The sequence below is a fragment of the Xanthomonas sp. SHU 199 genome, assembly GCF_000364665.1.
Classification (GTDB): domain Bacteria; phylum Pseudomonadota; class Gammaproteobacteria; order Xanthomonadales; family Xanthomonadaceae; genus Xanthomonas_A; species Xanthomonas_A sontii.
On the sequence record NZ_AQOI01000031.1, the window covers coordinates 1 to 24,240 of the forward strand.

General features: G+C 66.3%; 23 protein-coding genes. 16 read left to right on the forward strand and 7 right to left on the reverse strand.

Annotated elements, in window-relative coordinates; genetic code table 11:
- Positions 1 to 982 (reverse strand): trypsin-like peptidase domain-containing protein (locus D183_RS0101775; protein ID WP_017907462.1); only part of this gene is annotated, 982 nt, incomplete at its 3' end.
- A gap of 494 nt (positions 983 to 1,476) precedes the next feature.
- On the opposite strand from D183_RS0101775, the gene D183_RS0101780 reads away from it, so the two are divergent.
- The 10 genes from D183_RS0101780 to D183_RS0101805 all read left to right on the forward strand — a co-directional run bounded on the left by D183_RS0101780 (position 1,477) and on the right by D183_RS0101805 (position 13,148).
- Positions 1,477 to 4,749 (forward strand): LAGLIDADG family homing endonuclease, encoded by a 3,273-nt coding sequence (locus tag D183_RS0101780; RefSeq protein ID WP_017907463.1) that lies wholly within the window; start codon positions 1,477 to 1,479, stop codon positions 4,747 to 4,749.
- 191 nt (positions 4,750 to 4,940) lie between these two features.
- Complete coding sequence (locus D183_RS0101785; protein WP_017907464.1) at positions 4,941 to 5,618, forward strand: hypothetical protein; 678 nt, start codon at positions 4,941 to 4,943, stop codon at positions 5,616 to 5,618.
- An 87-nt stretch (positions 5,619 to 5,705) separates the two neighbouring features.
- Positions 5,706 to 6,548: a TSCPD domain-containing protein gene (locus tag D183_RS0101790; protein ID WP_017907465.1), complete on the forward strand. Its 843-nt coding sequence runs from the start codon at positions 5,706 to 5,708 to the stop codon at positions 6,546 to 6,548.
- A gap of 38 nt (positions 6,549 to 6,586) precedes the next feature.
- Positions 6,587 to 7,036, forward strand: a complete 450-nt coding sequence (locus D183_RS27250) for a hypothetical protein (protein WP_157835150.1) — start codon at positions 6,587 to 6,589, stop codon at positions 7,034 to 7,036.
- Positions 7,037 to 7,612 (forward strand): hypothetical protein, encoded by a 576-nt coding sequence (locus D183_RS27255; protein ID WP_157835151.1) that lies wholly within the window; start codon positions 7,037 to 7,039, stop codon positions 7,610 to 7,612.
- A gap of 7 nt (positions 7,613 to 7,619) precedes the next feature.
- The gene (locus D183_RS27260; RefSeq protein WP_198527623.1) at positions 7,620 to 8,717 is read left to right on the forward strand and encodes a pyrophosphatase; all 1,098 of its coding nucleotides are present in this window, start codon (positions 7,620 to 7,622) and stop codon (positions 8,715 to 8,717) included.
- The gene (locus tag D183_RS26170) at positions 8,714 to 9,379 is read left to right on the forward strand and encodes a uracil-DNA glycosylase (protein WP_081613236.1); all 666 of its coding nucleotides are present in this window, start codon (positions 8,714 to 8,716) and stop codon (positions 9,377 to 9,379) included. The genes D183_RS27260 and D183_RS26170 overlap by 4 nt, the downstream gene beginning before the upstream one ends.
- Before the next feature lie 109 nt (positions 9,380 to 9,488).
- A complete protein-coding gene (locus D183_RS23780) occupies positions 9,489 to 10,601 on the forward strand; it encodes a hypothetical protein (RefSeq protein ID WP_157835152.1) in 1,113 nt (370 codons plus the stop codon).
- Between the two features lie 262 nt (positions 10,602 to 10,863).
- Entirely contained in the window at positions 10,864 to 11,526 is a 663-nt protein-coding gene (locus tag D183_RS0101800) for a CPBP family intramembrane glutamic endopeptidase (protein WP_039725863.1), read from the forward strand.
- 383 nt (positions 11,527 to 11,909) lie between these two features.
- Complete coding sequence (locus D183_RS0101805) at positions 11,910 to 13,148, forward strand: sensor domain-containing phosphodiesterase (protein ID WP_017907468.1); 1,239 nt, start codon at positions 11,910 to 11,912, stop codon at positions 13,146 to 13,148.
- Between the two features lie 83 nt (positions 13,149 to 13,231).
- On the opposite strand, the gene D183_RS0101810 is transcribed toward D183_RS0101805, so the two are convergent.
- A complete protein-coding gene (locus D183_RS0101810; RefSeq protein WP_017907469.1) occupies positions 13,232 to 13,936 on the reverse strand; it encodes an SDR family NAD(P)-dependent oxidoreductase in 705 nt (234 codons plus the stop codon).
- A gap of 180 nt (positions 13,937 to 14,116) precedes the next feature.
- Here D183_RS0101810 and D183_RS0101815 point away from each other — a divergent pair, with 180 nt between their 5' ends.
- From D183_RS0101815 to D183_RS0101825, 3 genes are all read left to right on the forward strand, one after another.
- The gene (locus D183_RS0101815; RefSeq protein WP_232757182.1) at positions 14,117 to 15,013 is read left to right on the forward strand and encodes a LysR family transcriptional regulator; all 897 of its coding nucleotides are present in this window, start codon (positions 14,117 to 14,119) and stop codon (positions 15,011 to 15,013) included.
- Positions 15,014 to 15,113: 100 nt separating this feature from the next.
- Positions 15,114 to 15,848, forward strand: a complete 735-nt coding sequence (locus tag D183_RS0101820) for a hypothetical protein (protein WP_026144101.1) — start codon at positions 15,114 to 15,116, stop codon at positions 15,846 to 15,848.
- Positions 15,849 to 16,095: 247 nt separating this feature from the next.
- Positions 16,096 to 16,932: a DUF6348 family protein gene (locus tag D183_RS0101825; RefSeq protein WP_017907472.1), complete on the forward strand. Its 837-nt coding sequence runs from the start codon at positions 16,096 to 16,098 to the stop codon at positions 16,930 to 16,932.
- Between the two features lie 51 nt (positions 16,933 to 16,983).
- Here the strand turns inward: D183_RS0101825 and D183_RS0101830 are convergent, their stop codons facing one another.
- The 3 genes from D183_RS0101830 to D183_RS0101840 form a co-directional block, all read right to left on the reverse strand.
- Positions 16,984 to 17,769 (reverse strand): lysophospholipid acyltransferase family protein, encoded by a 786-nt coding sequence (locus D183_RS0101830; protein WP_017907473.1) that lies wholly within the window; start codon positions 17,767 to 17,769, stop codon positions 16,984 to 16,986.
- 343 nt (positions 17,770 to 18,112) lie between these two features.
- Complete coding sequence (locus tag D183_RS0101835; RefSeq protein ID WP_017907474.1) at positions 18,113 to 18,592, reverse strand: hypothetical protein; 480 nt, start codon at positions 18,590 to 18,592, stop codon at positions 18,113 to 18,115.
- Positions 18,593 to 18,756: 164 nt separating this feature from the next.
- Complete coding sequence (locus D183_RS0101840) at positions 18,757 to 18,963, reverse strand: hypothetical protein (protein WP_017907475.1); 207 nt, start codon at positions 18,961 to 18,963, stop codon at positions 18,757 to 18,759.
- Between the two features lie 74 nt (positions 18,964 to 19,037).
- Here D183_RS0101840 and D183_RS0101845 point away from each other — a divergent pair, with 74 nt between their 5' ends.
- Positions 19,038 to 20,174, forward strand: a complete 1,137-nt coding sequence (locus tag D183_RS0101845; protein ID WP_017907476.1) for an exodeoxyribonuclease III — start codon at positions 19,038 to 19,040, stop codon at positions 20,172 to 20,174.
- Between the two features lie 88 nt (positions 20,175 to 20,262).
- Here the strand turns inward: D183_RS0101845 and D183_RS0101850 are convergent, their stop codons facing one another.
- Both D183_RS0101850 and D183_RS0101855 read right to left on the reverse strand, forming a co-directional pair.
- On the reverse strand, positions 20,263 to 21,081 hold the full coding sequence (locus tag D183_RS0101850) for an HDOD domain-containing protein (protein ID WP_017907477.1): 819 nt from the start codon (positions 21,079 to 21,081) through the stop codon (positions 20,263 to 20,265).
- A gap of 155 nt (positions 21,082 to 21,236) precedes the next feature.
- Positions 21,237 to 21,710 carry a DUF1456 family protein gene (locus tag D183_RS0101855; RefSeq protein ID WP_017907478.1) on the reverse strand — a complete coding sequence of 158 codons (474 nt, stop codon included), beginning with the start codon at positions 21,708 to 21,710 and terminating at the stop codon, positions 21,237 to 21,239.
- Between the two features lie 158 nt (positions 21,711 to 21,868).
- Here D183_RS0101855 and D183_RS23785 point away from each other — a divergent pair, with 158 nt between their 5' ends.
- The gene (locus D183_RS23785; protein ID WP_017907479.1) at positions 21,869 to 22,711 is read left to right on the forward strand and encodes a DeoR family transcriptional regulator; all 843 of its coding nucleotides are present in this window, start codon (positions 21,869 to 21,871) and stop codon (positions 22,709 to 22,711) included.
- A gap of 289 nt (positions 22,712 to 23,000) precedes the next feature.
- Positions 23,001 to 24,240 (forward strand): glycerol-3-phosphate dehydrogenase (gene glpD, locus D183_RS0101865; protein WP_017907480.1); only part of this gene is annotated, 1,240 nt, incomplete at its 3' end.

Genomic DNA, 24,240 nt, shown 5'->3' on the forward strand with positions numbered 1-24,240 from the left:
GCCCGGCGGCCGCGGCCGCCGAGCCGGCCAGCACCCGCGTCACCAGCGCCCCGCGCGGCGCCGACAGGCCCAGGCCCTGCGCCATCTGCGTGGTCAGGTTCTGCGTCTCGATGCCGAAGGTGCCTCGGATCATCACCCCGTTGTTCTTGATCAACTGGTCGACCACCGCGCGCGCCAGGTTCGACGGGATCGCCAGGCCCAGGCCGATGTTGCCGGCCATGCTGCCCTGCGGGTTGAAGCTGGCGGTGTTGATGCCGACCAGTTCGCCGCGCAGGTCCACCAGCGCGCCGCCGGAGTTGCCCGGGTTGATCGAGGCGTCGGTCTGGATGAAGTTCTGGTAGCCCAGGCCGCGGATGCCGTTGCGGCCCATCGCCGAGACGATGCCGGAGGTGACGGTTTGGGTGAAGCCGAACGGGTTGCCGATGGCGGCGACGAAATCGCCCACCCGTAGCTTGTCGCTGTCGCCCAGGCGGATCTCGGTGAGGTTGTCGGCCTTGATCCGGATCAGCGCGATGTCGGTGTCCGCGTCCGAGCCCATGAACTCGGCCTTGAAGCTGCGCCCGTCGGCCAGGGTCACCTGCACGTCGTCGGCGTTCTCCACCACGTGGTGGTTGGTCAGCACGTAGCCGTTCTTCGCGTCGATGATCACGCCCGAACCCAGCGACTCGTTGATGCGCTCCTGCGGGATGTCCGGGAACAGGCGGCGCAGGATCGGGTCGTTGAAGAACGGATTGCGCACCCGCACGACTTGCTTGGTGTTGATGCTCACCACCGCCGGCATCACCTTCTGCAGCATCGGCGCCAGCGACGGCAGCGGCTCGCCGGCCACCGCGGACGGCAGGCGCGCGGCCCCGGACAGCGGCGGCGCCGCGACCGGCGCGGCCTCGGCGCGGTTGTCCAGTTGCGCATTGATGGCGGTGGCGGCGAAACCGCCGAAGGCAGCGGCGGCGGTCAGGGTCAGCAGCGTGGGCAGCGGTCGCATGGGGTCGGTTTCCGGGGAACGCGGGAGACGTGGGGCAGATGGGCGCGCGTGCGCGTAAATCAAGATGAACGCGCGGCGTTTAACCGCCAGTGAAAGCGTTCCGACGCCGCCTGCGCAAGGCCGCCACGGCACCCTGCGCGCACACCCGCTCGACGGCACGTGATCGGCGCGCGACGACGTTGACAGTCGGCCTGCCCGGCGTTAGCGTTCACGCTTGCATTAGCCACTACATGTAGCGGTATCGGTTCGGTACGGCACTAGAACTAGGGTTTTCTTCACCAGGACTTCACATCCAGGGGCGCGCTCGGCGTTGCATGACGGGACGGTGACAATGGACGTCGCGGATTCGGGGAATTTCGGTCGGTCGAGGGCAGGCGCCGCGTGCGCTGCCGCGGCCGTCGCTGCCGTGCAGCGCAAGTGCGATAGAGACAAGACACACGGCGGATGACCACCCATCCGCCCCATCGGGACAGGTTCGAGGAGAACACAGCAGAATGAGTACGGTGCGCCTGGAAGTCGTCCAGACCGGATCCAAGCACGACCCCATCCCGATGCAGCCGGCGTCGCAGGACATCTGGGACAAGAAGTATCGGCTCAAGACCAAGCAGGGCGATCCGCTGGATGCCGACATCGACGGCACCTACCTGCGCGTGGCCCGCGCGCTGGCCGATGCCGAGGTCGGCGAGGAGCAGCGCGCCCACTGGTTCGAGCGCTTCGCCTGGGCGCTGCGCCGCGGCGCGATCCCGGCTGGGCGCATCACCTCCAATGCCGGCGCGCAGGAACACAAGCCGGCCACCAGCACCATCAACTGCACCGTGTCGGGCACCATCACCGACTCGATGGACGGCATCCTGGAGAAGGTCCACGAGGCCGGGCTGACCCTCAAGGCCGGCTGCGGCATCGGCTACGAGTTCAGCACGCTGCGCCCGCGCGGCGCGTTCGTGGCCGGCGCCGGCGCCTACACCTCCGGGCCGATGTCGTTCATGGATATCTTCGACAAGATGTGCTTCACCGTGTCCTCGGCCGGCGGCCGCCGCGGCGCGCAGATGGGCACCTTCGACGTGTCCCACCCGGACGTGAAGGACTTCATCCGCGCCAAGCGCGAGGACGGGCGCCTGCGCCAGTTCAACCTGTCGCTGCTGATCACCGATGGCTTCATGCAGGCGGTGGAGCAGGACGCCGACTGGCCGCTGGTGTTCCCGGTGAACCGCAAGGAAGAGGCCGACGTCGACCTGGCCGACGCCAGCGCCGTGGTGTGGCGCGACTGGCCCACGCACAAGGACTACATCGTGCGCGACGACGGCCTGGTCGCGTGCAAGGTGTACGGGCACATCCGCGCCCGCCACCTGTGGGACATGATCATGGTCTCCACCTACGATTACGCCGAGCCGGGCTTCATCCTGATCGACCGCGTCAACGAAATGAACAACAACTGGTGGTGCGAGAACATCCGCGCGACCAATCCTTGCGTGACCGCCGACACCTGGGTGCAGACCGCCGAGGGGCCGCGTCAGGTCGCCGATCTGCTGGGAACGCCGTTCCTGGCGCGGGTCGATGGCGGCGACCATGCCACCGGTGCGGAGGGTTTCTTCAAGACCGCGCACAAGCAGGTGGTGCGACTGCAGACGCAGGAAGGTTACGCGCTGCGTCTGACCGCAGACCACCGCGTGCGGCGCGTGGTGCGGCAGACCCGCTGGTCGCTGGACACCCAATGGTGCCAGGCGGACCAACTGGTCGCAGGCGACCGGGTGCTGCTCAACAATCACCGTGCCGGTGCGGAGTGGGGCGGCGCGCGCAGCTATGAGGAAGGTGTCCTCCTCGGCATGCTGGTGGGCGACGGCACGCTCAAGCACGAAGCCGCCGTGTTGTCTGTCTGGCCGCAGGCCGCCGCCGTCAATGCGGCGCCGCTGGCACCGGTGGCGCTGATGGACGAAGCCCTGCGCTGCGCGCGCAGCCTGCCGCACCGTGCCGACTTCGCCGGCTGGAGCGAGGTGCGCGACCGTGGCGAGTACCGCCTGAAGTCGGCCGCATTACGCGATCTGGCCCTGGAGCTGGGCCTGCGTCCGGGCGACAAGGCGATCACCCCGGCCGTCGAGAAGACCTCCAGCGATTTCCATCGCGGCTTCCTGCGTGGCCTGTTCGACACCGACGGCTCGGTGCAGGGAAGCCAGGAGAAGGGCGTCAGCGTGCGCCTGGCACAGTCCGACCTGGCGCGGCTGGAGGCAGCGCAGCGCATGCTGTTGCGGCTGGGCATCGCCTCGCAGATCTATCGCGACCGGCGCCCCGCCGGCACCGCGTTGCTCCCCGACGGGCACGGCGGCACGCGTGCCTACGCCACCAAGGCGCAGCACGAACTGGTCGTCAGCGGCGACAACCTCGATGCCTTCGCCCAGCGGGTGGGCTTTGCCGACACCGCCAAGGCCAACCGCCTCAAGGCGCTGCTGTCCGGCTATCGCCGCCAGTTGAACCGCGAGCGTTTCGTGGCGACCGTGCAGTCGGTGGCCGCCGATGGCATCGAAGACGTCTACGACGTGCAGGTCCCCGGCATCAACACCTTCGACGGCAACGGTCTGCACGCCCACAATTGCGGCGAGCAACCATTGCCGCCCTACGGCGCCTGCCTGCTCGGCTCGATCAACCTCACCACCTTCGTGCGCGAGCCGTTCACCGAGCGCGCCCGCTTCGACTGGGAGGAATACAAGGAAGTGGTGCGGGTGTTCACCCGCATGCTCGACAACGTGGTCGAGGTCAACGGCCTGCCGCTGCAGCAGCAGCGCGACGAGATCATGCGCAAGCGCCGCCACGGCATGGGCTTCCTCGGCCTGGGCTCGACCATGACCATGCTGCGCATGAAGTACGGCAGCGCTGAGTCGTGCGAGTTCACCGAGTCCATCGCCCGCGAGATGGCCGTGGCCGGCTGGGAGACCGCGCTGTCGCTGGCCAAGGAGAAGGGCCCGGCGCCGATCATGCAGGAGACCTTCGAGGTCACCGCGGCGATGCTGCGGCAGCGCCCGGAGATGGTGCGCGACGGCTGGCGCGTCGGTGAGCGCATCGAGGGCCGGCTGCTGCACGCCAGGTACAGCCGCTACATGCAGCGCATCGCCGAGGTGGCGCCGGCGCTGGTCGAGGAACTGGCCGAGGTGGGCGCGCGCTTCACCCACCACAGCTCCATCGCCCCCACCGGCACCATCTCGCTGAGCCTGGCCAACAACGCCTCCAACGGCATCGAGCCGAGCTTCGCCCACCACTACAGCCGCAACGTGATCCGCGAGGGCAAGAAGAGCAAGGAGAAGGTGGACGTGTTCTCCTTCGAGCTGCTGGCCTACCGCCACCTGGTCAACGCCAAGGCGATGCCGTTCGCCGAGGACGCCGCCGCGCGCCTGCCGGACTACTTCATCGCCGCCGACGACATCCACCCCAAGGAACATGTGGACGTGCAGGCCGCCGCGCAGAAGTGGGTGGACAGCTCCATCTCCAAGACCGCCAACGTCCCCACCGACTATCCCTACGAGCAGTTCAAGGACATCTACCGCTACGCCCACCAGCAGGGGCTGAAGGGCTGCACCACGTTCCGCTTCAACCCGGCCGCCTTCCAGGGCGTGTTGGTGAAGGAGGCGGACCTGGAGAACACCACCTACCGCTTCGAGCTGGAAGACGGCAGCGTGGTCGAGGTCAAGGGCAACGAACAGATCGAATACGACGGCGAGATGCACACCGCCGCCAACCTGTTCGATGCGCTGAAAGAAGGGTATTACGGCAAGTTCTGACGCCGTCCCGTCTCCCCTTCGCGCCGGCGGAGGGGAGGGCGGCGGTGGAAGCCCCGGAAGTGCGGTGCGCCGCGCTTCCCCAACGCTTCCCCACCGTCCGCCGAATGTCGCCGTTTCCGGCTCCCCGCTTCGCTGCAATCGGTATAGCATCGCCCGCGTGACATAAACACTGACACCCTGAGGAGGGTTTTATGAGCAATGGGAATGGCGTCACGGCGACGCTGACGCAGGTCGCCGAGAACGTGAAAGAAACCGCCACCAACGTCGGCGAGACCATCGCCGCCACCGCCAGCGAGGCCGTCGCCACGGTCAAGCAGACCGCCGAGACCGTGCAGAAGCGCGTGCAGGACCAGGTCGCCAAGACCCGCAAGGCGGTGAAGAAGGCCGAGAAGGCCGTCGCCAAGCGCGCCGAGAAGGCCGGCAAGGCCGTCAAGAAGACCGTCGCCAGCGCGCGCAAGAAGCTGGAAGCGGCCAAGGCCAGCGCCCAGGCCGAAGCGGCCGCGCTGACCAAGGGCGGCAAGAAGACCGCCAAGAAGGCGGCTGCGAAGAAGGCGCCGGCGAAGAAGGCCGCTGCCAAGAAGGCCGTTGCGAAGAAGGCTCCCGCCAAGAAAGTGACCGCCAAGAAGGCCGCGCCGAAGAAGGCGGTCAAGAAGGTCGCCGCCAAGAAGGCCGTTGCCAAGAAGGCAGTGAAGAAAGCGGCGAAGAAGGTTGCAGCGAAGAAGGCCGTCGCCAAGAAAGCGGTGAAGAAGGTCGCCAAGGCGGTCAAGAAGAGCACCGCCAAGGTCGCCAAGAACAGCGCCGCCGTGAAGAAGACCGCCGTGCGCAAGGCCGCCGGCAAGAAGGCCGCGGCCACCCGCGCCAAGAAGTAAGCCGTCCCGTCGCACCCTCTCTCCCGTGCGCGGGAGAGAGGCCGGGCCCACGCCCGTCCCGCTCCGCCTTCCAGGAACGCACGCCTCATGGCCATCAAGATCGACCAGAAAATCAAGGGCTACGCCGTCGTCACCCCCGAGGACAAGGCGCGCGACGCCGCCGCCGCGGTGCCCGCCTCGTCGATCGACCGTGCCACCGCCGAGGCCGAAGCGCCTGCCGACAACATCATCCACATGCACGAGCGCATCGAGCGCCCGGACGTGCTGATCGGCAGCACCTACAAGATCAAGTCGCCGTTGGTGGAACACGCCATGTACGTGACCCTCAACGACATCGTGCTCAATGCCGGCACCGAGCACGAACTGCGCCGCCCCTTCGAAATCTTCGTCAACTCCAAGTCCATGGAGCATTTCCAGTGGATCGTGGCGCTGACCCGCATCATGTCCGCCGTGTTCCGCAAGGGCGGCGACGTCACCTTCCTGGTCGACGAGATGAAGGCCGTGTTCGACCCCAAGGGCGGCTACTTCAAGGCCGGCGGCGTGTACATGCCGTCGCTGGTCGCCGAACTGGGCAGCATCGTCGAAGAGCACATGAAGTCGATCGGCCTGCTGCACGACCCGGAAATGAGCGACCACCAGCGCGCGCTGATCGCCGAGAAGCGCAAGCAGTACGAAGAGCGCTCAAAAAAAAACAGTGAAGTGAGCAAGGCGGTTCCTGCTCCTGCGGGAGGAGAAGGTGCCCGCAGGGCGGATGAGGGTGCGGTGTCCGCCGACTCCACCGCCGACCACGAAGAAGACATCGCCGTCACCGGCGACGGCGCGAGTTTCCCGCCGTCGGCCACGATGTGCCACAAGTGCAATACCAAGGCGCTCGTTATTATGGACGGGTGTGCTACTTGTTTGAATTGTGGATACAGTAAGTGCGGCTGATTTGACCTAATGTAAGCGCCACAAAGGAGAGTGTGGTCATGAGTGCCAAGAAAGCAGTGGTTTTGTACGTTCATCGAAAGCACGTCAGTCATGCGCAACTGATTAAGCAGTTGGAATCTCTAAGCATGGTCGTGGAAGAGCATCAGCTTCCTGATGAGAATGCTGGTTCTTGTAGCGTCGCGAGCGATCTTAAAAAATATGTTGACTCGGAGTTGATTATTATTTATGTCTCGAAGCAAGTTCTGGAGAATGTCTGTATTTCCTCAGTGACTCAGCTTGCTGAGAGAAATGGCGTGCGCCTTGTTTGTATTTGGCTTGATGAAGAGGTTGCGATAGAAGTCTCTGGCAGTATCGCTGAACTAGCTGATGCTCTAACTGTTTTTTCGGAAGATATGGCCGACATATTTTCTGGCGAAAAATCGGCCTGGGACGGTCCAGATGGGAAGGCTCTTCCGAAGCGGAAGATCAAGCGATACACCTGCGGTTAAATGGACGTCTACTCTTACGTGGTGGCACGTGATTTCGGATTCGCGCCGAATCCGTTTTATCAATATTGCACTTTGGCCACGTGCAAGCCGGTGATTCGGCGAACCGCAATTTTGGGAGACTTAATCATAGGGACGGCGCCAAGTCCTCATCGTAATCAAGTAGTATTTTGCATGGAAGTTACCGAGGCACTTACATTTGACGAATACTGGGCTGATCCTCGCTTTAAGGTAAAGAGGCCTAATCTAAACTCGTCGGGTAAAGCTGCCTTTGGAGATAATATATATCGAAGCTATGCCGGCGGATGGTTGCAGGCAGATTCACATCACACGCATGCTGATGGAAGTCCCTCAAGCGAAAACATTGATACTGATACTAGTACAAATAGAGTGCTTATTAGTCAGAACTTTTCTTATTGGGGTCGGATTAAGGTTGAGCTTCCTATTCATTTGCAGGGAGTCATAAAGTCTGGTCCAGGGCACAAAAGAGGCGCTATTAGTTTGGCTCTTCGCCAAGAGTTGAAAGAGTGGTTCGATAAGAGTGAAAAAGGATTTATTGGAATTCCACGGGAATGGTAGAACGTTAATGCAGATTCGAATCTATTCTGAAGAAATTCGGGAAACCGATTTCCTCCCTGACCAGGGAAAACTATTTCTTGGCCTTTTTGGCGAAGTTGGAAGTGTACTTACGACGGCAAAGAAGCAGTCGCGTGAGAGCATGACTTACGATTACAAAACCGCCATCATGGAAGAGCTTGGTGATGTGGCATGGTATTTCTTTCGTTTGTGCGACAACTGGTTTGTCGATGTTGATAAGTTGCTGAATAATATGGGTGAAAATCCATCTTCTATTTTGGTTGCGACCAGTGCGCCATCTCATCCCTTGGCGAGTGCTTCTGAAGTAAGAATTGACTCATTCGAAGAGTCTCTTAGTAACTTAGGTTTAGCTGTCACGGAAGTATTGTTGGCTAGAACAAGTGGGGCGGAGGCGGTTGGTAAAGCGCTACATGCTTTTTTTGCTAGATACTTGGCTGTAGTAAGTGCAACTCAAGTTCCGCTTGATCAAATACTTTCTGTTAATCTCAAGAAAGTGCGCGGCCGCTACATTCTGCCGAAACTTGAGGAGATTGATTCTTTTGACTCCTCTTTTGGGGAGGATGAGCAACTTCCCCTGTTCTTTGAGATACATGTGGTTGAGCGCAAGAATGGAAAGACATACCTCAAGTGGAACGGTGTTTTTATTGGAGATCCACTCACAGATAATATTGCGGAAGAGGATGGCTACAGGTTCCATGATGTTTTTCATATGGCATTCGCAAGTATTCTGGGTTGGTCGCCGACGTTTCGGGCGCTACTTCGGCGGAAGAGGAAGAGTGATCCTCTTGTCGATGAAGAGCAGGATAGCGGGCGGGCTATTGTGATTGAGGAGGGCTTGTCTGCGTGGATATTCTCTGCAGCCAAGCATTTGGATTATTTCGAAGGCAGAGATCGAGTTCCATTCGATTTGCTGAAAGGTATATCTACATTTGTCGAGGGGTATGAGGTGGATGTTCTGCCATTGTCACTTTGGGAGAAGGCTATACTCGATGGGTATGCTGTTTTCAGGCAGTTGCGCAATAAAAGGCAAGGTGTAATTGTCGGTCGGCGAGATAATCGTTCTATCGAGTTTAGGGCGACCCCATGAATGTCGGCACATTTGCAGAACAAGTGGCGGGCTTGGAATTCGAGAACGCCTTCAATCCGTACCGCGATAGATGTGAAGTGTTCGATGTGGCTTTGGCGCCAGAGATTCGACTCGAATTGTTGACTAAGATGCTGATCCTGGCGGAGCGGGATGGCATTGAGTCGCTTTGGGTAGGGAGAGATTTGGGTTATCGCGGTGGCCGTAGAACAGGCATTGCGCTCACGGATGAGGCGAACATGTGGCGTTGCGCTCAACGATGGAGTATTGATGCCTCTCCCGTGACGAAAGGGGCGCCGGTGGCAGAAAGAACTGCTGCGGTTATTTGGGAAGTTCTCGATAGAATAATTGAGCGAATTTTCTTGTGGAACGTATTTCCTTTACATCCCTATGAAAAAGGGGCGCCTTTCACAAATCGCACACATAATAAAGTTGAGCGTGAAGCTGGTGAAGAGGTTCTTAAGTGTCTGATACAAATGCTGAGGCCGAAGCGCTTGATCGCTGTGGGTAACGATGCTGCGCGAGCGTGCCAAAAAGTAGGTGACGGACTAGAGGTTTTGGCGATAAGGCATCCGAGCTACGGTGGCCAGAATGTATTTTTGTCCCAGATCAGACAGGCTTATCAGTTGGCGTCTAGGCAGGCCTCACAGGGCGCTCTTTTCTAAGGCTCAAGAATAGACTTTACGTATAGGTGTTACGTCGCTTTCCCTGAGGAGAGCGGGGCCAGGTCCATTTTAGTAATGGGACCAGCGCACTGCGGTACGATCGGGGCTGATGTCGATAAAGCAAAAGGCCGCAGGGGGCGGAAAGATGATTCAAGACCAGGAGAGATGGATCTCAGGAGCCATCCTGCTATTCGTGTTTGTGGGTTTTTTGCTCACGGTTGTGCTGGCGCGACGGGCCAACAGGCGGGAGCGCGCGCTGGAAGCCCTTCCAGCTGTGCCGATGGAGCGCGTGAGCGTAGGCATGCACTGGGACAGCGATACCAGCATGCCCATCCCCAATTGGGAGGCCATCGCAGAGGCTGAGCCAGCGGAAGCGGGGGCGGACGCGTTGCATGTCTACTGGACCTCTGCCGCACGGCAATGGCTGGAGGTCTTGAACCAGCAGCTGGGCGATCACTATGCGGTGGCCGAGTCCGCCGACTTCCTGCTACTTTCGAACCTAGAGGCGCGGCCGGCAACGGTGATCCTGCAGACCTGCCAGCGCATGCTGGCCAGGATCCGTCGCAGCCTGGGCGCGCTGGCGGTCGAGCAGGGCATGGGCAAGCATGTGGTGATCGTGTTCGCCGATGACGACGACTACTACGCCTATGTCTCCAATTACTACCCCGAGGGCGGGGAGTACGCGATGTCCTCGGGGATGTTCATCAGGGCCGGCTATGGGCACTTCGTGGTGCCGCTGGCGATCATGGACGCGATGGAGCCTGTGATCGCACACGAGCTGACGCATTGCTTGCTGCAGCACTTGCCGATCCCGGCGTGGTTGAACGAAGGCCTGGCGGTCAACACCGAGCACACCATGTTCCCGCAGCTGGCCATGCCGAGCACGCAGAAGTACTTCCAGCACGAGATCCCGGCCCGCCCTGCAGCGTACTGGAATGCGGACAGCATCCAGACGTTCTGGTCCGGAAAGTCGTTCCTGGCGACCGACGATGGCAACGCGCTTTCCTACGATCTCGCCAAGAAGATCACGGCACTCGCCGCCGGGGACGAAACCGCGTTTCGTGCCTTCGTCGCTGAAGCAAGCATGGACGACGGTGGCGTGGCCGCTGCGCAGCACCTGGGCTATCCGCTCGAACACCTTGTCCAAGCCGTGCTGGGTGAAGGGGATTGGTCGCCGAAGCCCGAGCGCTGGCGTCGGGACGTCGAGCGTGGGCAGTTCTGATCAGACGTCAGGTGCCGCAAGCGATGTACCGGTTGAAGTGCCTACCGGGAATTGCCGCAGCGCACCCGGGACGCGCTGTACTAGCTTGACTGGATTGGTCTACGCGCCGCGCCGCGTGCATCACGTCGCGCCGGGTTGAACTGCACGCCGCCGCGTGACGCCGCCACCGATGTCCCCGGTCATGCCACCCTGCTACGGTGCGCCCTGGTGGGAAGCGGCGGCGACGCCGTTCCGGCGCGCAGCGAACGACAGGGGAGTGTGGATGCGGGGACGTGGGGAGCCGTCAGGCGGTTGGGGCGAGTTGCTGCTGGTGGTGGCGGTGGCGTTCGGGTTGCCGATCTATTGGAGTGCGCTGGCGGTGCTGGCGCCGGTGGTGGAGCCGTCGTTCTCCGACGCGAACCTGTGGGGCATGGTGTTCTACGAGCTGCTGGTGCTGGCGTTGTTGTTGCCGACGCTGTGGTTCCGCGGCTGGACGCCGCAGGCGCTGGGGCTGCAGTGGCAGGCGCGCGACATCGGCGTGGGCCTGGCGCTGTTGGCCGCCTGTCTGGTGGCGACGTATCCGTTGAATCTGTTGAACGACAGCGTGGCGGCCGAGGTGAACCCGTCGATGGACGCGTTGGTGGCCGGGCCGCTGTCGGCAGGCCTGGTGGTGCTGGTCTCGCTGCTCAATCCGATCTTCGAGGAAGTGTTCGTCTGCGCCTACGTGATCCGCGCGCTGGAGCGGCGGCACAGCCCGGCGTTCGCGGTGAACGTGAGCGTGGCGATCCGCGCGTCGTACCACCTCTATCAGGGGCCGGTCGGCACCATCGCCATCGTGGTGATAGGGCTGATCCTGGGCTGGTGGGTGGCGCGCACCGGGCGGCTGTGGCCGGCGATCGTGGCGCATGCCGCGCTGGATTTGCTGGGATTGATGGTCTACGTCTGATGCGCTGGGCGCGCGCCGGCAGGCGGGCGTGCGCCGGCTGGTCGAAGCGTCGGCATGCGCGAGCCCGGCCGCCCATTCCATCGACGACACGGCGTCGGCCACCATGCCTGATCACTCCAGCGCCGGTGGTCGCCCGCCCGTTGGCTGGATTCGCGGCGGCGGACTCACCGAGGCGGTCGCTGGCGTAGACAGCTACATTCCTGAACACGTCGGCGCTTTCGCCGCCGTACGCCACGGCTTACAGTCGAACGACAAGGACGTGTCGCCCGCTGGACAAACGGGGGAAGGTCCGGGGTTCCCGCTGCTCGATCACGTCGGTCACGGCGCAGCGCCGTGTACGGCGCGCGCCGCGCGGGTCGCAACGCTTTCAGGGGAGAAGCGGGATGGCGTCGACCGAGGATCTGCCAGAACCTCATCCGTTGTTCGAGCTGCTGTCGGGCGAGATCAGCGACCGCGAACTGCGCCGCTGCCTGCGCGTGGTGCGCCTGCACCTGGGCATGGACGTGGCGTTCCTGTCGCGCTTCCGCGAAACCGACCGCGTGCTGGATCACGTGGACGGGCCGCCCGACGGGCCGATCCACGAAGGCCAGATCCTGCCGTTCGCCGACGGCTACTGCATGGGCGTGGTCCGCGGCGAGTTGCCGCAGCTCATTCCGGATACCTCCCTGGTGCCGGCGGCGCAGTGCATCCCGGCGACGTGGCAGATCCCGATCGGCGCGCACATGAGCGTGCCGATCCAGGTGGGCGGGCGGATCTACGGCACGTTGTGTTGCTTCAGCTTCCTGCCGCGGCACGACCTGGGCGAGCGCGACATCGGCATGTTGCGTGCGTTCGCCGAGATCTTCGCGCTGCGCCTGCACGAGGTGGAGGCGCACAAGCTGGAACGGCAGGCGATGATCGACGAGATCGACGGCGCGCTGGCGGCGGGCGCGCCGCGCATCGTGTTCCAGCCGGTGTTCGCGCTGCAGGGGCTGCGCCTGCATGGGTTCGAGTGCCTGTCGCGTTTCGACGTCGTGCCGCAGCGTGGGCCTGCGCAGTGGTTCCAGCAGGCCGAGCTGGCCGGCGTCGGCATCCGCCTGGAGCTGCACGTGCTGGCCAAGGCGCTGGCGTATCTGCGGCGCTTCCCGCCGCAGTACCGGCTCAGCGTGAACATGTCGCCGGAACTGATCATGTCCGCGTCTCTGGCGGGGCTGCTCGGCGACGACACCGAGGTGACGCGCCTGATCCTGGAGATCACCGAGCACGCCATCGTGCGCAACTACCAGGCGCTGGCGCAGGCGCTGGCGCCGCTGCGCGAGCGCGGCGCGCAGGTGGCGGTGGACGATGCCGGCGCCGGCTACGCCAGCATGCGCCACATCCTGCAGTTGCAGCCGGACGTCATCAAGCTCGACATGAGCATCACCCAGTGCATCCATTCCGACCGCAGTCGCCGCGCGCTGGCCAAGGGGCTGACCAACTTCGCCCACGAGATCGGCACGCGGGTGGTGGCCGAAGGTGTGGAGACGGCGCAGGAACTGGACGCGCTGCGCGAGCTGCAGGTCGACCTGGTGCAAGGGTATTTCCTGTCACGGCCGCTGTCGGAGGATGCGGCGCTGGCCCTGGCGCTGTCCGACGCCGGCTGAGCCGTGGGGCATCGTTGCAGTCGCGGCGCGATCGATCGAAAGCTTCGCCGATGCAGGCCTGCGGCCGATGCACGCGGCGTCCTCTACCACGGCACCACGCGGCCCAGATAATCCAGGTAGTGCAGGCCGCCGCGGCCGCGGGCGGCATCGATGGTGTCGAGCAGGGGCGGGATGCTGTCGTCGATGGACAGGCGCGCCTGTGGCCCGCCCATGTCGGTGCGCACCCAGCCGGGCGCCATCAGCAGCAAGGTGTGCGCGCTGTCGCGGTGGCGCGCGGCGTAGCTGCGCATCAGCATGTTCAGTGCCGCCTTGCTGCTGCGGTAGATCTCGTACTGGCCATTCGTGTTGTTGGCGATGCTGCCTTGCCCGGACGACATCACGCCGATGCTGCCGGTGTCGCGCACCAGGTCGTGCAGGGTCTCGATGGCGCGCATCGGGCTCAGCGCGTTGGTGACCATGACCCGGACGAATTCGTCGGTGGCGACATCGGCGACGGTCTCGCGGTCGTCGTTCTTGACGCCGGCGTTGACGAACAGCAGGTCCAGGACCTCGCCCTCCAGGCGCGCACGCAGCGCGGCCAGCTGCGCCGGGACGGTGATGTCGACGCATTCGATGCGCAGCGTTTGCGGGTATTCGGCGGCGAGGCCGTACAGCGCACTGGGCGTGCCGGCGCGTTCGGTGGCGATGACGCGCCAGCCGCGTCTCAGGTAGCCTTCGGCCATCGCCAGGCCCAGGCCGCGCGAGGCGCCGATCAGCAGGACGGTTTTGGGTGCAGGGGTGTCGATCATGGTGGGTCTCCGCGTGGGCCGGCGCGGCCTCGGCACGTGAGGTCCATCGGCGGTGTGCGCACTCTAGGCGCGCGTGTCGCTCTGCGGAACGCGCGTCGGATGCATTGACGCCTTGCGTCGGACGCCTGTGTCCATCGCCACTGTCGGGAAGCGCGTATGCCGGAACCGGATCTGAATCTGTTGATCGCCCTCGACGCCTTGCTGGCGGAAGCCAGCGTCGCCGGCGCCGCGCGGCGGCTGGGGCTGAGCGCGTCGGCAATGAGCCGGACACTGACCCGGCTGCGCGAAGCGACCGGCGATGCGCTGCTGGTACGGGCGGGCGGCACGATGGTGGCGACACCGCATGCGGTCGAACTGCGCGAGCGCGCCCGCGACGCGGTGGAGGCCGCCCGCGCCGTGCTGCGCCCGGCGTCGGCCGATCTGGATCCGGCGACGTTGCAGCGCACCTTCACCGTGCGCGCCAACGACGCCTTCGTGGAGGCGTTCGCGGCCATCCTGGTCGCCGCGGTGGCGGCGTCGGCGCCGCAGGTGCGCCTGCAGTTCGTGGCCAAGGCGCAGAAGAGCGCGGGGCCGCTGCGCGAGGGCCTGGCCGATCTGGAAATCGGGGTGCTGGGCGCGATGGGGCCGGAAGTGCGCGTGCAGGGTCTGTTTCGCGATCGCTTCGTGGGCGCGGTGCGTAGCGGCCATCCGCTGGCGCGCGACAAGGAGGTGAGCGCGCAGCGCTATGTGGCATTCGGCCACGTCGTGGCCTCGCGGCGCGGGCGGGCGCACGGGCCGGTGGACGCGGCGCTGCAGCAGCTGGGCCTGGTGCGTCATGTCGCGACCGTGGTGCCCAGTTTTTCCGCGGCGCTGGCGGTGGCGCGCGGCTCGGACTTGATCGCATTGGTACCGGCCTCGTTCATGGCGGCGCAGCCCGACATGCTGCGCGAGCCTGCGCATACGTTTGCGCTCCCCGTGGTCACCGAGCCGATCACGGTGTCGATGCTGTGGCATCCGCGCCTGGAGCACGATGCGGCGCACCGGTGGCTACGCGGCCTGTTTCTGTCCGAGTTCCGCTCGCGCGTGCCGCTGCGCTGAGTCGCACAGGCCGTTGCTGTCGGGATGCGACATCGGCACTGGTCCGCCGCCGCGGCGATGCCGCACACTTGCCGGCTCTGATCGAAGGCAGGAACAGGCGATGGCACGGCGATACGGATGGAGCGCGATGCTGGTGGGGTTGGTGGCGTTCGCCGCAGCGGCGGCTGGCCCCGCACCCGGCGAATACAGCACCAAGGAAGGCTGGGGCAGCATGCGGGTCACCGACAAGGGTGGCGCGCGCCAGTTCGACCTGTTGTCGGTCGGCGCCAACGGCCACACCTGCTCGCTGTCGGGCACGCTGCAGGGCGACAAGGCGGAGGTGAACGATGCCGGCGACGTGCCGTGCAAGCTGGCGTTCAAGCCGGTGCCGGGCGGGTTCAACGTGGCCGCGCTGACCGAGGAAAGCTGCCGCGACTATTGCGGCATGCGCGCCAGCTTCGAGGGCGACTACCTGCAGTTGCCGGCCGGCTGTACCGCCGCGGCCAGCAGCCGGCGGCGCGAGGCGTATCTGCAGGACTATCGCGGCAAGCGCTACGACAAGGCGCTGGCCGGCATGCAGGCGTTCGCAGGCGAGTGTGGCGGCTTCCTCAACTGGCTCGATCGCGACCGCTTCGCCAACGACCGCGCCATCACGTTGCTGCGCCTGGGCCGGCCGCAGGAATGCCTGGCGACGCTGGACGGCACCCTGGCCGGCCGCAGCCGCGATGAGGCCTCGTTCCAGGCGGAACTGGAAAAGCAGAGCACCATGCTGCCGCCCAGCGACTGGGACGCCTACCTGCCGATCGCCAAGTCCACCTGGTTCAACCGCAAGCTGTGCGAGGCGGCCAGGCGCTGACAGACGCTGTGTCGGTGCGGCGCGCCGATGGCCGCTGCACCGGGGGCCGTCCGCCGCTGCGAGAGGCGGCGCGGTGGCCGTGGATGTGCTGCGGTTGGCGTGCGACGCGAGAGACGCCCAGGCCCCTGGCGCCGTCCCATGGCCCGCTGGTCGCCGCGGGGCGGCGTGGCGTCGCCGGTTGCCGTGGTCGCGGGCGACTGCGCATACTTCCGGCGACCGATTGCGCGTTGGACGCCCTGGAGCAAGGATGATCGATCGACTGCGACGCCTGTTGTCCCGCACCTCGCCACGCGGGGCCGATACCGCTCACGAGGCTGCAGGGCCGGAGCCCGCGCCCGAGGCGCAGCCGCGCCATGCACTGCAGCAGCTGTTGCTGCAGGTGCTGCAGCGCGAGGGGCATGCGGCGACCCTGCACGACGAGGTGGTCGTGCTTGGCAACGGCCTGCAACTGCTCACCGAACTGGTGGATCTGGCCGAGCTGCGCAAGGGCGTGCGCACCGCCAGCTGCATTCGCGTGCATCACCGCAGCCTGTTCCCCGACGGGATCGTCGAGTTCCAGCATTCCATCGGCGAGGACACCGACGCGAGCCTGGCCTCGGGCTTCACGACCTGGGCGCGCACCGATCTGGTGGCGCTGTCGGAGGCGGTGGCCGCGCCGGCCGATGCGCGCTGCATGACGCTGCAGATGGAGTTCCCGGCCTCGGCCACGGCCGAGTCGGCGCTGCGGCGTACGGTGGTGCTGGGACCGGTGGCGCACATGAATGGCGACGCCGCGCGGGCCGCGGCGGGCGAGGACACCGAACACGCGTTCTGCCCGTGCTGCCTGTTCACCAACAGCCTGGACGCCTTGATGCCGTTGCTGCAGCGGGATCAGCGCATGCTCGGCATCCGCCTGTTCGCCTCGCGCGACGCCGACGGCGAGGTCGCGGCCGATTGCCGGGTCAACGGCGAGGACTTTCCCGACGGCGTGGCCTGCCTGCGCCGTTATGCCGAGACCTGGCCGGCACTGGGCGCCATGGAATTCCGCAAGCAGTACGCGGTGGTGCGCCTGCCGGAGCCGGTGGCACCGGACACCGCGCACTGACGCGTCATCGGGCGCTGCCCGAGCGCATGCGCAGTGTTGGGCAGCGGCGGTTTAGGCCGCCGCAGCGGCATCCGCCGGCGCGCTGGGCAGCGCCGACGCCACGATGCCGTGCAACTGCGCAGCCAGCGCCTTGCGGTCGCTGCCCGGCGCCACCGCGAGCGGTGCGTGGAAGGTTACCCTGACCACCGCGCCGGACAGGCGCAGGAAGTGCGCGACGTGCGCACCGGCCTGCATCTCGCCGTAGAAAGCGTAGGCATCGCGATCGCCGCCTTGCGCGATGGGGTGCCCGTCGACGCTGCGCACCTCCAGCGTGAACGGCTGCAGCGTCCACTGCCGCGCGCCCGGGTCGGCGCTGAGGAACAGCGAGAACAGGCTGGACTTGAACGGCGCGACGCGCTCGCCGGAGGAGGTGGTGCCCTCGGCGAACAGCACCACGTCGTGATCCGGGCGCAGTTGCGCGGCCACCGCGGCCGCCACCGCTGCTGCATCCTGACGACGCCGGCTGATGAACACGGTCTGCGCCAGCGCGCCGATGTGGCGCATGCCCGGCCAGCGTTCCATGTCGTTCTTGGCGATGAAGCGCGCGCGCAGCAGGCTGCCCAGCACCACGATGTCGAAGTGGGAGATGTGGTTGCCGACGAACAGCGTCCCGCCCGCGTCGCGCGGCGTGCCCACCACCTCGACGCGAATGCCCAACGCGCGCCGCAGGCAGCCGAACCACAGCCGCGGCAGCACGAATGCGGCGCGGCCGCGGGTGAAGCGCATCAGCAGCCACTGCGGCGGGATCAGCAGCACGCTGGCCGCGATGCAGACGGCGAGTCGGACGATGGCGCGCACGCGGCCAGTCGGGGCGTCTGCAGCATGTCGAGGCGAAGCGGAAGGCATCGGGATCGCAGGTGAGGGCACGGTCGGCACGCGCGGCGGCGCGCCCGCGGCGATGGTAGCCGAGACGTGTGCACTTGAGCATCCACGGGTGACCTGCTGGCGGTCCGGCGTGCTGTCTGCTCCGCGCGTCGCGGCTGAAGCCGCTCCCACAGGGACTGGCGATGTGCTGGCTGGGGACACTGTGGGGGGACTTCAGTCCCGACTGCTTTCAGGAACGGATGGCTGGCCTGCTTCGTTCGTCGCGGCTGGAGCCGCTCCTGCGAGTCAACCGCGCTCACCGAGCCATGGCAAGTGACTAGCGGTGCGCCGATGCTGTGCTTGCAGAGTCTGCTGGGGTCGCCGGCTCAGCGCGCGCTGTCGCCTGTGTGCAGTCCGCACGCTGTGAGATGGCGAACGACGTCAGCGTCCAGTCATGCATGGACGCTTCCTCAACGCCGTAGATCCACGATTGGCGCAGGCCGTCGATGCAGCTGGCGATGGCGATGCTGTCGCCGGGCGCGCCCTGGTTTGGCAGCGGCAGCGCTACCGGCGCCTGGGTCGGCACGCCGGGCAGCGCACGTGCGTAGGTCAGCATCAGCGGGCCGAGTCGCTCCAGGTTCTGGGCCCGCGCCGGGCCGGCGTCCGATGGCCGATGCTGCGCCAGCCAATCGCGCACCTGCCGCCATTCGGGCGTGCCCGCGGCGTAGGTGTTGGTACTGGACACGTGCAGGCTGTCCGGCACGTCCGGCGCGGCGTAAGCCGCCAGCGGCAGCAGGGCGAGCAGCAGCGCGCCCATGCCCCATCGCGCGTGCCGGGGGCGCGTGTGCCCGTTTTCGAACGCATCATCGCTGCACTTGCGCATCCGACCGCTCCCTGCTGGTTGCCGATGGCGCGACGATAGCACCATCGGTGGCCATGCCTGCCCGCGTGGCCCGGGCATGTCGCCGGCCGCGCTCGCGCTCAGCGTTTGCCCGGGCGATCGGCCAATGAGGCCTGCAGCGCGGTCGCCAATGCCGCGTCGCCGCTGACCAGCGCGCTCCAGCGTAAGTCCAGGCCCTTGCGTCGGCCCTTCTCGGTGAGCTTCAGGCCATCCGGGTCCACGGTCAGGGTGTAGTGCACGCCGTCGATCTCCAGTGCGCGGCGCAGGGGTTTGTCGAGCGGGGTCATGCGGCGGCTCCCGTTTTCACGATGCGGCGAGGGTAGCGGGGCCAAGGTGATGGCAGGTTTTGCAGGCGCGCCGGATGAAGTCGCTCAAGATCGCCACCTACAACGTCAACGGCATCCGCAGCCGCTTGCCGCAGCTGCTGCAGTGGTTGCAGCGCGAGGCGCCGGACATCGTCGGGCTGCAGGAGCTCAAGAGCGTCGATGCCGGCTTTCCGCTCGCCGAACTGCATGCCGCCGGCTACGGCGCGGTGTGGATGGGGCAGTCGAGCTGGAACGGCGTGGCGCTGCTGGCCAGGGGCTGCGATCCGGTCGAGAGCCGGCGCGGCCTGCCCGGCGATCCGCGCGACACCCAGAGCCGCTACATCGAGGCGATGGCGCACGGCGTGCTGGTCGGTTGTCTGTACCTGCCCAACGGCAATCCGCGCCCGGGTCCGAAGTTCGACTACAAACTGGACTGGTTCGCGCGGCTGCAGCGGCATGCGCAGCACCTGGTGGCGCTGCCGCATCCGGTCGCCTTGATCGGCGACTTCAACGTGGTGCCCACCGATGCGGACATCTACAACCCGGCCTCGTGGCGGCGCGATGCGCTGCTGCAACCGGAAAGCCGCCAGGCCTATGCAGAACTGCTGGCGCAGGGCTGGACCGACAGCCTGCGCCAGGTGCACGGCGAGCGCCGCGTGTACACGTTCTGGGATTATTTCCGCCAGCACTGGCAGCGCGATGCCGGGCTGCGCATCGACCACCTGCTGCTGAATCCACCGCTGGCCGCGCGCCTGCGCGATGCTGGCGTGGACCGCTGGGTGCGCGACCTGCCGCATGCCAGCGACCATGCGCCGACCTGGGTCGCTCTGGGCGCGGCGTCGGCCCGCGGTGCAGCTGCGTCGCCGGCGAAGTCGAAGCGCGGTGACGCGGGCGTTGAAGGAAACACGAAGGGCGCCAAGGCGACGAAGACCACGCGCACCTCCGCATCTGGCGCGCCGTCGTTGGCGGAGAAGGCGGCAGCGCGAACCAAGGACAAGACGACGGCCAGGACCAAGGCGAAGTCGACGACGCCAGCGCCGGCAACAAAAAAGAAAGGCGCAACAAAAACGGCAACCGCCAAGACGCCGAAAGCGCGCAAGCCGCGCGCTGCCCCTACGGTGCCGCCGACGCCCTCGCGCGGTGGCAAACGCCGGAAACCACCCCTTCTCCCACCGGGAGAAGGTGGCGCGTAGCGCCGGATGAGGGTGCGGCAGAATCGGAAAGACGCAGTTTCCCGCTATGCCGCCGCGCGGTGTGACCGACGTGGCGGCACGTCCTCCCTTACTTCAACATCTCGGTAAACGCACGATCGGCCTCGATCACGTCCGGCAGCGCGGCGAACAACGCGTCCAGATCCACGTCGTCCAGCAACGGTCCGGTCACCGCCTGCCGCGCCTGGTCGTTGGCGCCGCCGTGGCGCTCCAGCGCGTCGGCGACCAGCGCCGCCTGGGCGACGACCTTCGGCATCGGCTCGCCTTCCGGGGCCTGCAGCGGCCGCGCCTGGAAGGCGATGGCGGTCTGGATCACCTGCGGCAGGTGCCAGCGCCGCGCCAGCTCGGCGCCCACTTCCGGGTAGCCGAAGCCCAGTTGCACGGTCTCGTCGGCGGCGCGGCCACTGGACGAGGCGTCCGGGTGCAGTTGCGCGGCGTAGTCGGGCGCGCCGGTCTGGATCAGCAGTTCGCCGATGTTGTGCATCATGCCGCAGGTGAAGGCGGTCTCCGCGTCCAGGCCCTTCTGCCGCGCCAGCAGCCGGCACACGCCGGCCACTTCGAAGCTGTGCAGCCAGAACGCGCGCAGGTCGAAATGCGCCGGGGCATGGAACGCGCCGGTCACCGAGGAGGCCAGCACCAGGGTGCGCAAGGTGTTGAAGCCCAGGCGCAGCGCCGCGTCTTCCACCGTGGTGGAGTCGCGCGCGCCGCGGAAGCGCGCCGAATTGGCCAGCCGCAGCACCTTGGCCGCGATCACCGGGTCCCGCTCGATGTTGCGCGCCACCGCGTCCAGGCTGGTGCCCGGCGCATCGAACTGCAGGATCAGGTCCTGCGCCACCTGGGGAATGGTCGGCAGGGTGTGCAACTGGTCGAACAGCGCCTCTAGCTTCATGGGACCCTCGGAACGAAACGGGAGGCGGCAGGACCGGAAGCCGGCCGCGCCGCCACGGTGGCGGAATGCGCGCATCCTACCGATTCGCGATGGCCGGCGTGTGGAAAACCGGTCCCGCGGCGACGGCCGCGCCCTGGTGCAGCAGGGTGCGCGGCTCAGCCGGCGCTGCGCACGCGCAGGGTCAGGCCCTTGAGGAAGTTGCGCAGCAACTGGTCGCCGCACAGGCGGAAATTCTTGTGTTCCGGCTGCCGGAACAGCGCCGACAGTTCCGGCTTGGACACCGGGAAACCGGCGGCGTCGAAGATCTGGTGCATGTCCACGTCCTTGAGCTGGAACGCCACGCGCAGCTTCTTCAGCACCACGTTGTTGGTGATGCGCGCTTCCACCGGGCGCGGCGGCAGGCTTTCGTCGCGGCCGCGGTAGTGGAACACCAGCCCGTCCAGCACATGCGCCAGCACGGCGTCGCTGCATTCGACGAAGCCGTCTTCGTCCTCCTTCTTCAGCCACGCCGGGATCTGCGCCTTGTCGATCGGGAACGCGGGATCGGCGAGGTGCGCCAGATCGACGATCTTCTGGTCGCTCAGGTCGAGCATGTAGCGGATGGAGCGCAGGATGTCGTTGTTGAGCATGGCGGGTGTGGGAGTGCGGGAGGCCCGGCGAGGGGCGCTAGTCTAGGCGCTGGCCCGCATCGGCGCGTAGACCGCGCAGGCCCGGCCATGGCTGCGGTTCACCGAGGGTGTGCACGCGGCGCGGTTGCATCCGCGGGCGCATGCGCCATCATCGGGGCATGGACCATTCGATTCCCAAGCCGAGCGCGGTGTCCGCGCTCAATCCGCGCCAGGAGCAACTGGTGGCGCTGGTGCGCCAGCAGGGCTATGCCGAGGTGGAAGGGCTGGCGGCGCGCTTCGAGGTGACGCCGCAGACCATCCGCCGCGACCTGACCCTGCTGTGCGAGGCCGGCGTGCTGCGCCGCTACCACGGCGGGGTGAGCCTGCCGTCCAGCGTGGAAAACCTGGCCTACACGGCGCGCAAGTCGCTGCAGGCGCAGGAGAAGCGGCGCATCGCCACGCTGCTGGCGCAGCACATTCCCGACGACGCCTCGCTGTTCATCAATATCGGCACCACCAACGAGGACGTGGCGCGCGCGCTGATGGGCCACAGCGGCCTGCGGGTGATCACCAACAACCTCAACGTCGCGGTGATGATGAGCGCCAACCCCAGCTTCGAGGTGATGGTGGCCGGCGGGCGCGTGCGCGGCCGCGACCAGGGCGTCACCGGCGAGGCCACCATCGAGCTGATCCGCCAGTTCAAGGTGGACTTCGGCGTGATCGGCATCTCCGGCATCGATCCGGACGGCACCCTGCTGGATTTCGACTTCCACGAGGTGCGGGTGGCGCAGGCGATCATCGAGCACTCGCGGCAGGTGTTCCTGGCCGCCGACCACAGCAAGCTCGGTCGCAACGCGATGGTCCGGCTGGGACCGATCGGGCGGGTGCATGCCTGGTTCACCGACCGCGCGCCGCCGGCCGAGCTGGCCGCGGTGCTGGAGGCGGCCGGCACCCGCGTGTTCGTCGCCGAGGGCGATGCGGCCGACCAGGGCGCGCCGGCGCTGGACGCGGCCGCGGACTGAACGAGGCCGGCCCTGCCGCCGCCGGGGTGGCCACAGGGGTGTGTGTTCGGATTGTTTCGTTAATGTTGCGTGATGTGGCGCGGTCATCGCGCCGCAGCGGCCCCGCGCGCCCGCCCGGCTGTCTCTGAGCTAAGCCGCTGGCCGGTTACAGCCGGTTTGCAGGATGCCGTCGACGCCACGCTGCAGTGCAGCGTGATATGTTCGGAAATGTTCGTTTACGATCTTTTCGTCCTCAGTTCTGCGCTCGGCCACTGTTGCCGAGCCGGACACGACACTTCCGGAGTCGGCTATGCGTGAGACCTACGATGTGCTGGTGGTCGGTGGCGGCATCAACGGCGTGGGCATCGCCCGCGACGCGGTGGGCCGCGGCCTGTCGGTGTGCCTGTGCGAGCGCGACGACCTGGCCGCGCATACCTCCAGCGCCAGCACCAAGCTGATCCACGGTGGCCTGCGCTACCTGGAGCAGTACGAGTTCGCCCTGGTCGGCAAGGCCCTGGCCGAGCGCGAGGTGCTGCTGCGGCTGGCCCCGCACATCATCTGGCCGTTGCGCTTCCTGCTGCCGCACCAGCCGCACCTGCGCCCGGCGTGGATGATCCGCACCGGCCTGTTTCTGTACGACCACCTGGGCCGCGGCCGCCGCTCCTTGCCGGGCTCGCGACGCCTGGCGCTGCGCACGCATCCGGTGGGCGCGCCGCTGCGCGAGGAGTTCCGCACCGGCTTCGTCTATTCCGACGCCTGGGTGCAGGACGCGCGGCTGGTGGTGCTCAATGCGATGGACGCCGCCCAGCGCGGCGCGCGCATCCTCACCCGCACCCGCTGCGTCGGCGCGCGCCGGGTCGATGGCCTGTGGCAGGTGCAGTTGCAGCATGCAGACGGCCGTCGCGAGGAACTGCGCGCGCGGTCGCTGGTCAACGCCGCCGGACCGTGGGCGGTGCAGTTCCTGGACGAGGTGGCGCACGTCGGCCACGACCACGCGCTGCGCCTGGTCAAGGGCAGCCACATCGTGGTGCCGCGGCTGTTCGAACACGACCATGCCTACATCTTCCAGCAGCCGGACCGGCGCATCGTCTTCGCCATTCCGTACGAGCAGGACTACACCCTGATCGGCACCACCGACGTCGACTACCACGCCGACCCGGCCGCACCGCGCATCGACGGCGAGGAGACGCGTTATCTGTGCGAGGCGGCCAACCGCTACTTCCGCAAGCAGATCGCCCCGGACGACGTGGTGTGGAGCTACAGCGGCGTGCGCCCGCTGCTCGACGACGAGGAGGACAACGCTGCCGAGGTCACCCGCGACTACCTGCTGGAACTGGACGCGCGCGATGGTGCGGCCCTGCTCAACGTGTTCGGCGGCAAGCTCACCACCTACCGCAAGCTGGCCGAGGAGGCGGTGGACCGGCTGACCGCGCATGCCGGGCGCAAGGCGCCGGCCTGGACCACGCACGGTGCGCCGCTGCCGGGCGGCGAGCGCAACGACATCGCCACGCTGGCGCGCGAGCTGCGCGCGGCGCGGCCGTGGCTGGCCG

Coding starts and splice junctions, on each gene's coding strand:
- D183_RS0101780 (WP_017907463.1), top strand. CDS start 1,477: ATGAGTACGGTGCGCCTGGAAGTCGTCCAGACCGGATCCAAGCACGAC.
- D183_RS0101800 (WP_039725863.1), top strand. CDS start 10,864: ATGCGGGGACGTGGGGAGCCGTCAGGCGGTTGGGGCGAGTTGCTGCTG.
- D183_RS0101855 (WP_017907478.1), bottom strand. CDS start 21,710: ATGCTCAACAACGACATCCTGCGCTCCATCCGCTACATGCTCGACCTG.
- D183_RS0101790 (WP_017907465.1), top strand. CDS start 5,706: ATGGCCATCAAGATCGACCAGAAAATCAAGGGCTACGCCGTCGTCACC.
- D183_RS0101835 (WP_017907474.1), bottom strand. CDS start 18,592: ATGGGCGCGCTGCTGCTCGCCCTGCTGCCGCTGGCGGCTTACGCCGCG.
- D183_RS0101845 (WP_017907476.1), top strand. CDS start 19,038: ATGAAGTCGCTCAAGATCGCCACCTACAACGTCAACGGCATCCGCAGC.
- D183_RS0101820 (WP_026144101.1), top strand. CDS start 15,114: ATGGCACGGCGATACGGATGGAGCGCGATGCTGGTGGGGTTGGTGGCG.
- D183_RS0101825 (WP_017907472.1), top strand. CDS start 16,096: ATGATCGATCGACTGCGACGCCTGTTGTCCCGCACCTCGCCACGCGGG.
- D183_RS0101840 (WP_017907475.1), bottom strand. CDS start 18,963: ATGACCCCGCTCGACAAACCCCTGCGCCGCGCACTGGAGATCGACGGC.
- D183_RS0101785 (WP_017907464.1), top strand. CDS start 4,941: ATGAGCAATGGGAATGGCGTCACGGCGACGCTGACGCAGGTCGCCGAG.
- D183_RS27260 (WP_198527623.1), top strand. CDS start 7,620: ATGCAGATTCGAATCTATTCTGAAGAAATTCGGGAAACCGATTTCCTC.
- D183_RS23785 (WP_017907479.1), top strand. CDS start 21,869: ATGGACCATTCGATTCCCAAGCCGAGCGCGGTGTCCGCGCTCAATCCG.
- D183_RS0101805 (WP_017907468.1), top strand. CDS start 11,910: ATGGCGTCGACCGAGGATCTGCCAGAACCTCATCCGTTGTTCGAGCTG.
- D183_RS27255 (WP_157835151.1), top strand. CDS start 7,037: ATGGACGTCTACTCTTACGTGGTGGCACGTGATTTCGGATTCGCGCCG.
- D183_RS26170 (WP_081613236.1), top strand. CDS start 8,714: ATGAATGTCGGCACATTTGCAGAACAAGTGGCGGGCTTGGAATTCGAG.
- D183_RS23780 (WP_157835152.1), top strand. CDS start 9,489: ATGTCGATAAAGCAAAAGGCCGCAGGGGGCGGAAAGATGATTCAAGAC.
- D183_RS0101810 (WP_017907469.1), bottom strand. CDS start 13,936: ATGATCGACACCCCTGCACCCAAAACCGTCCTGCTGATCGGCGCCTCG.
- D183_RS27250 (WP_157835150.1), top strand. CDS start 6,587: ATGAGTGCCAAGAAAGCAGTGGTTTTGTACGTTCATCGAAAGCACGTC.
- D183_RS0101850 (WP_017907477.1), bottom strand. CDS start 21,081: ATGAAGCTAGAGGCGCTGTTCGACCAGTTGCACACCCTGCCGACCATT.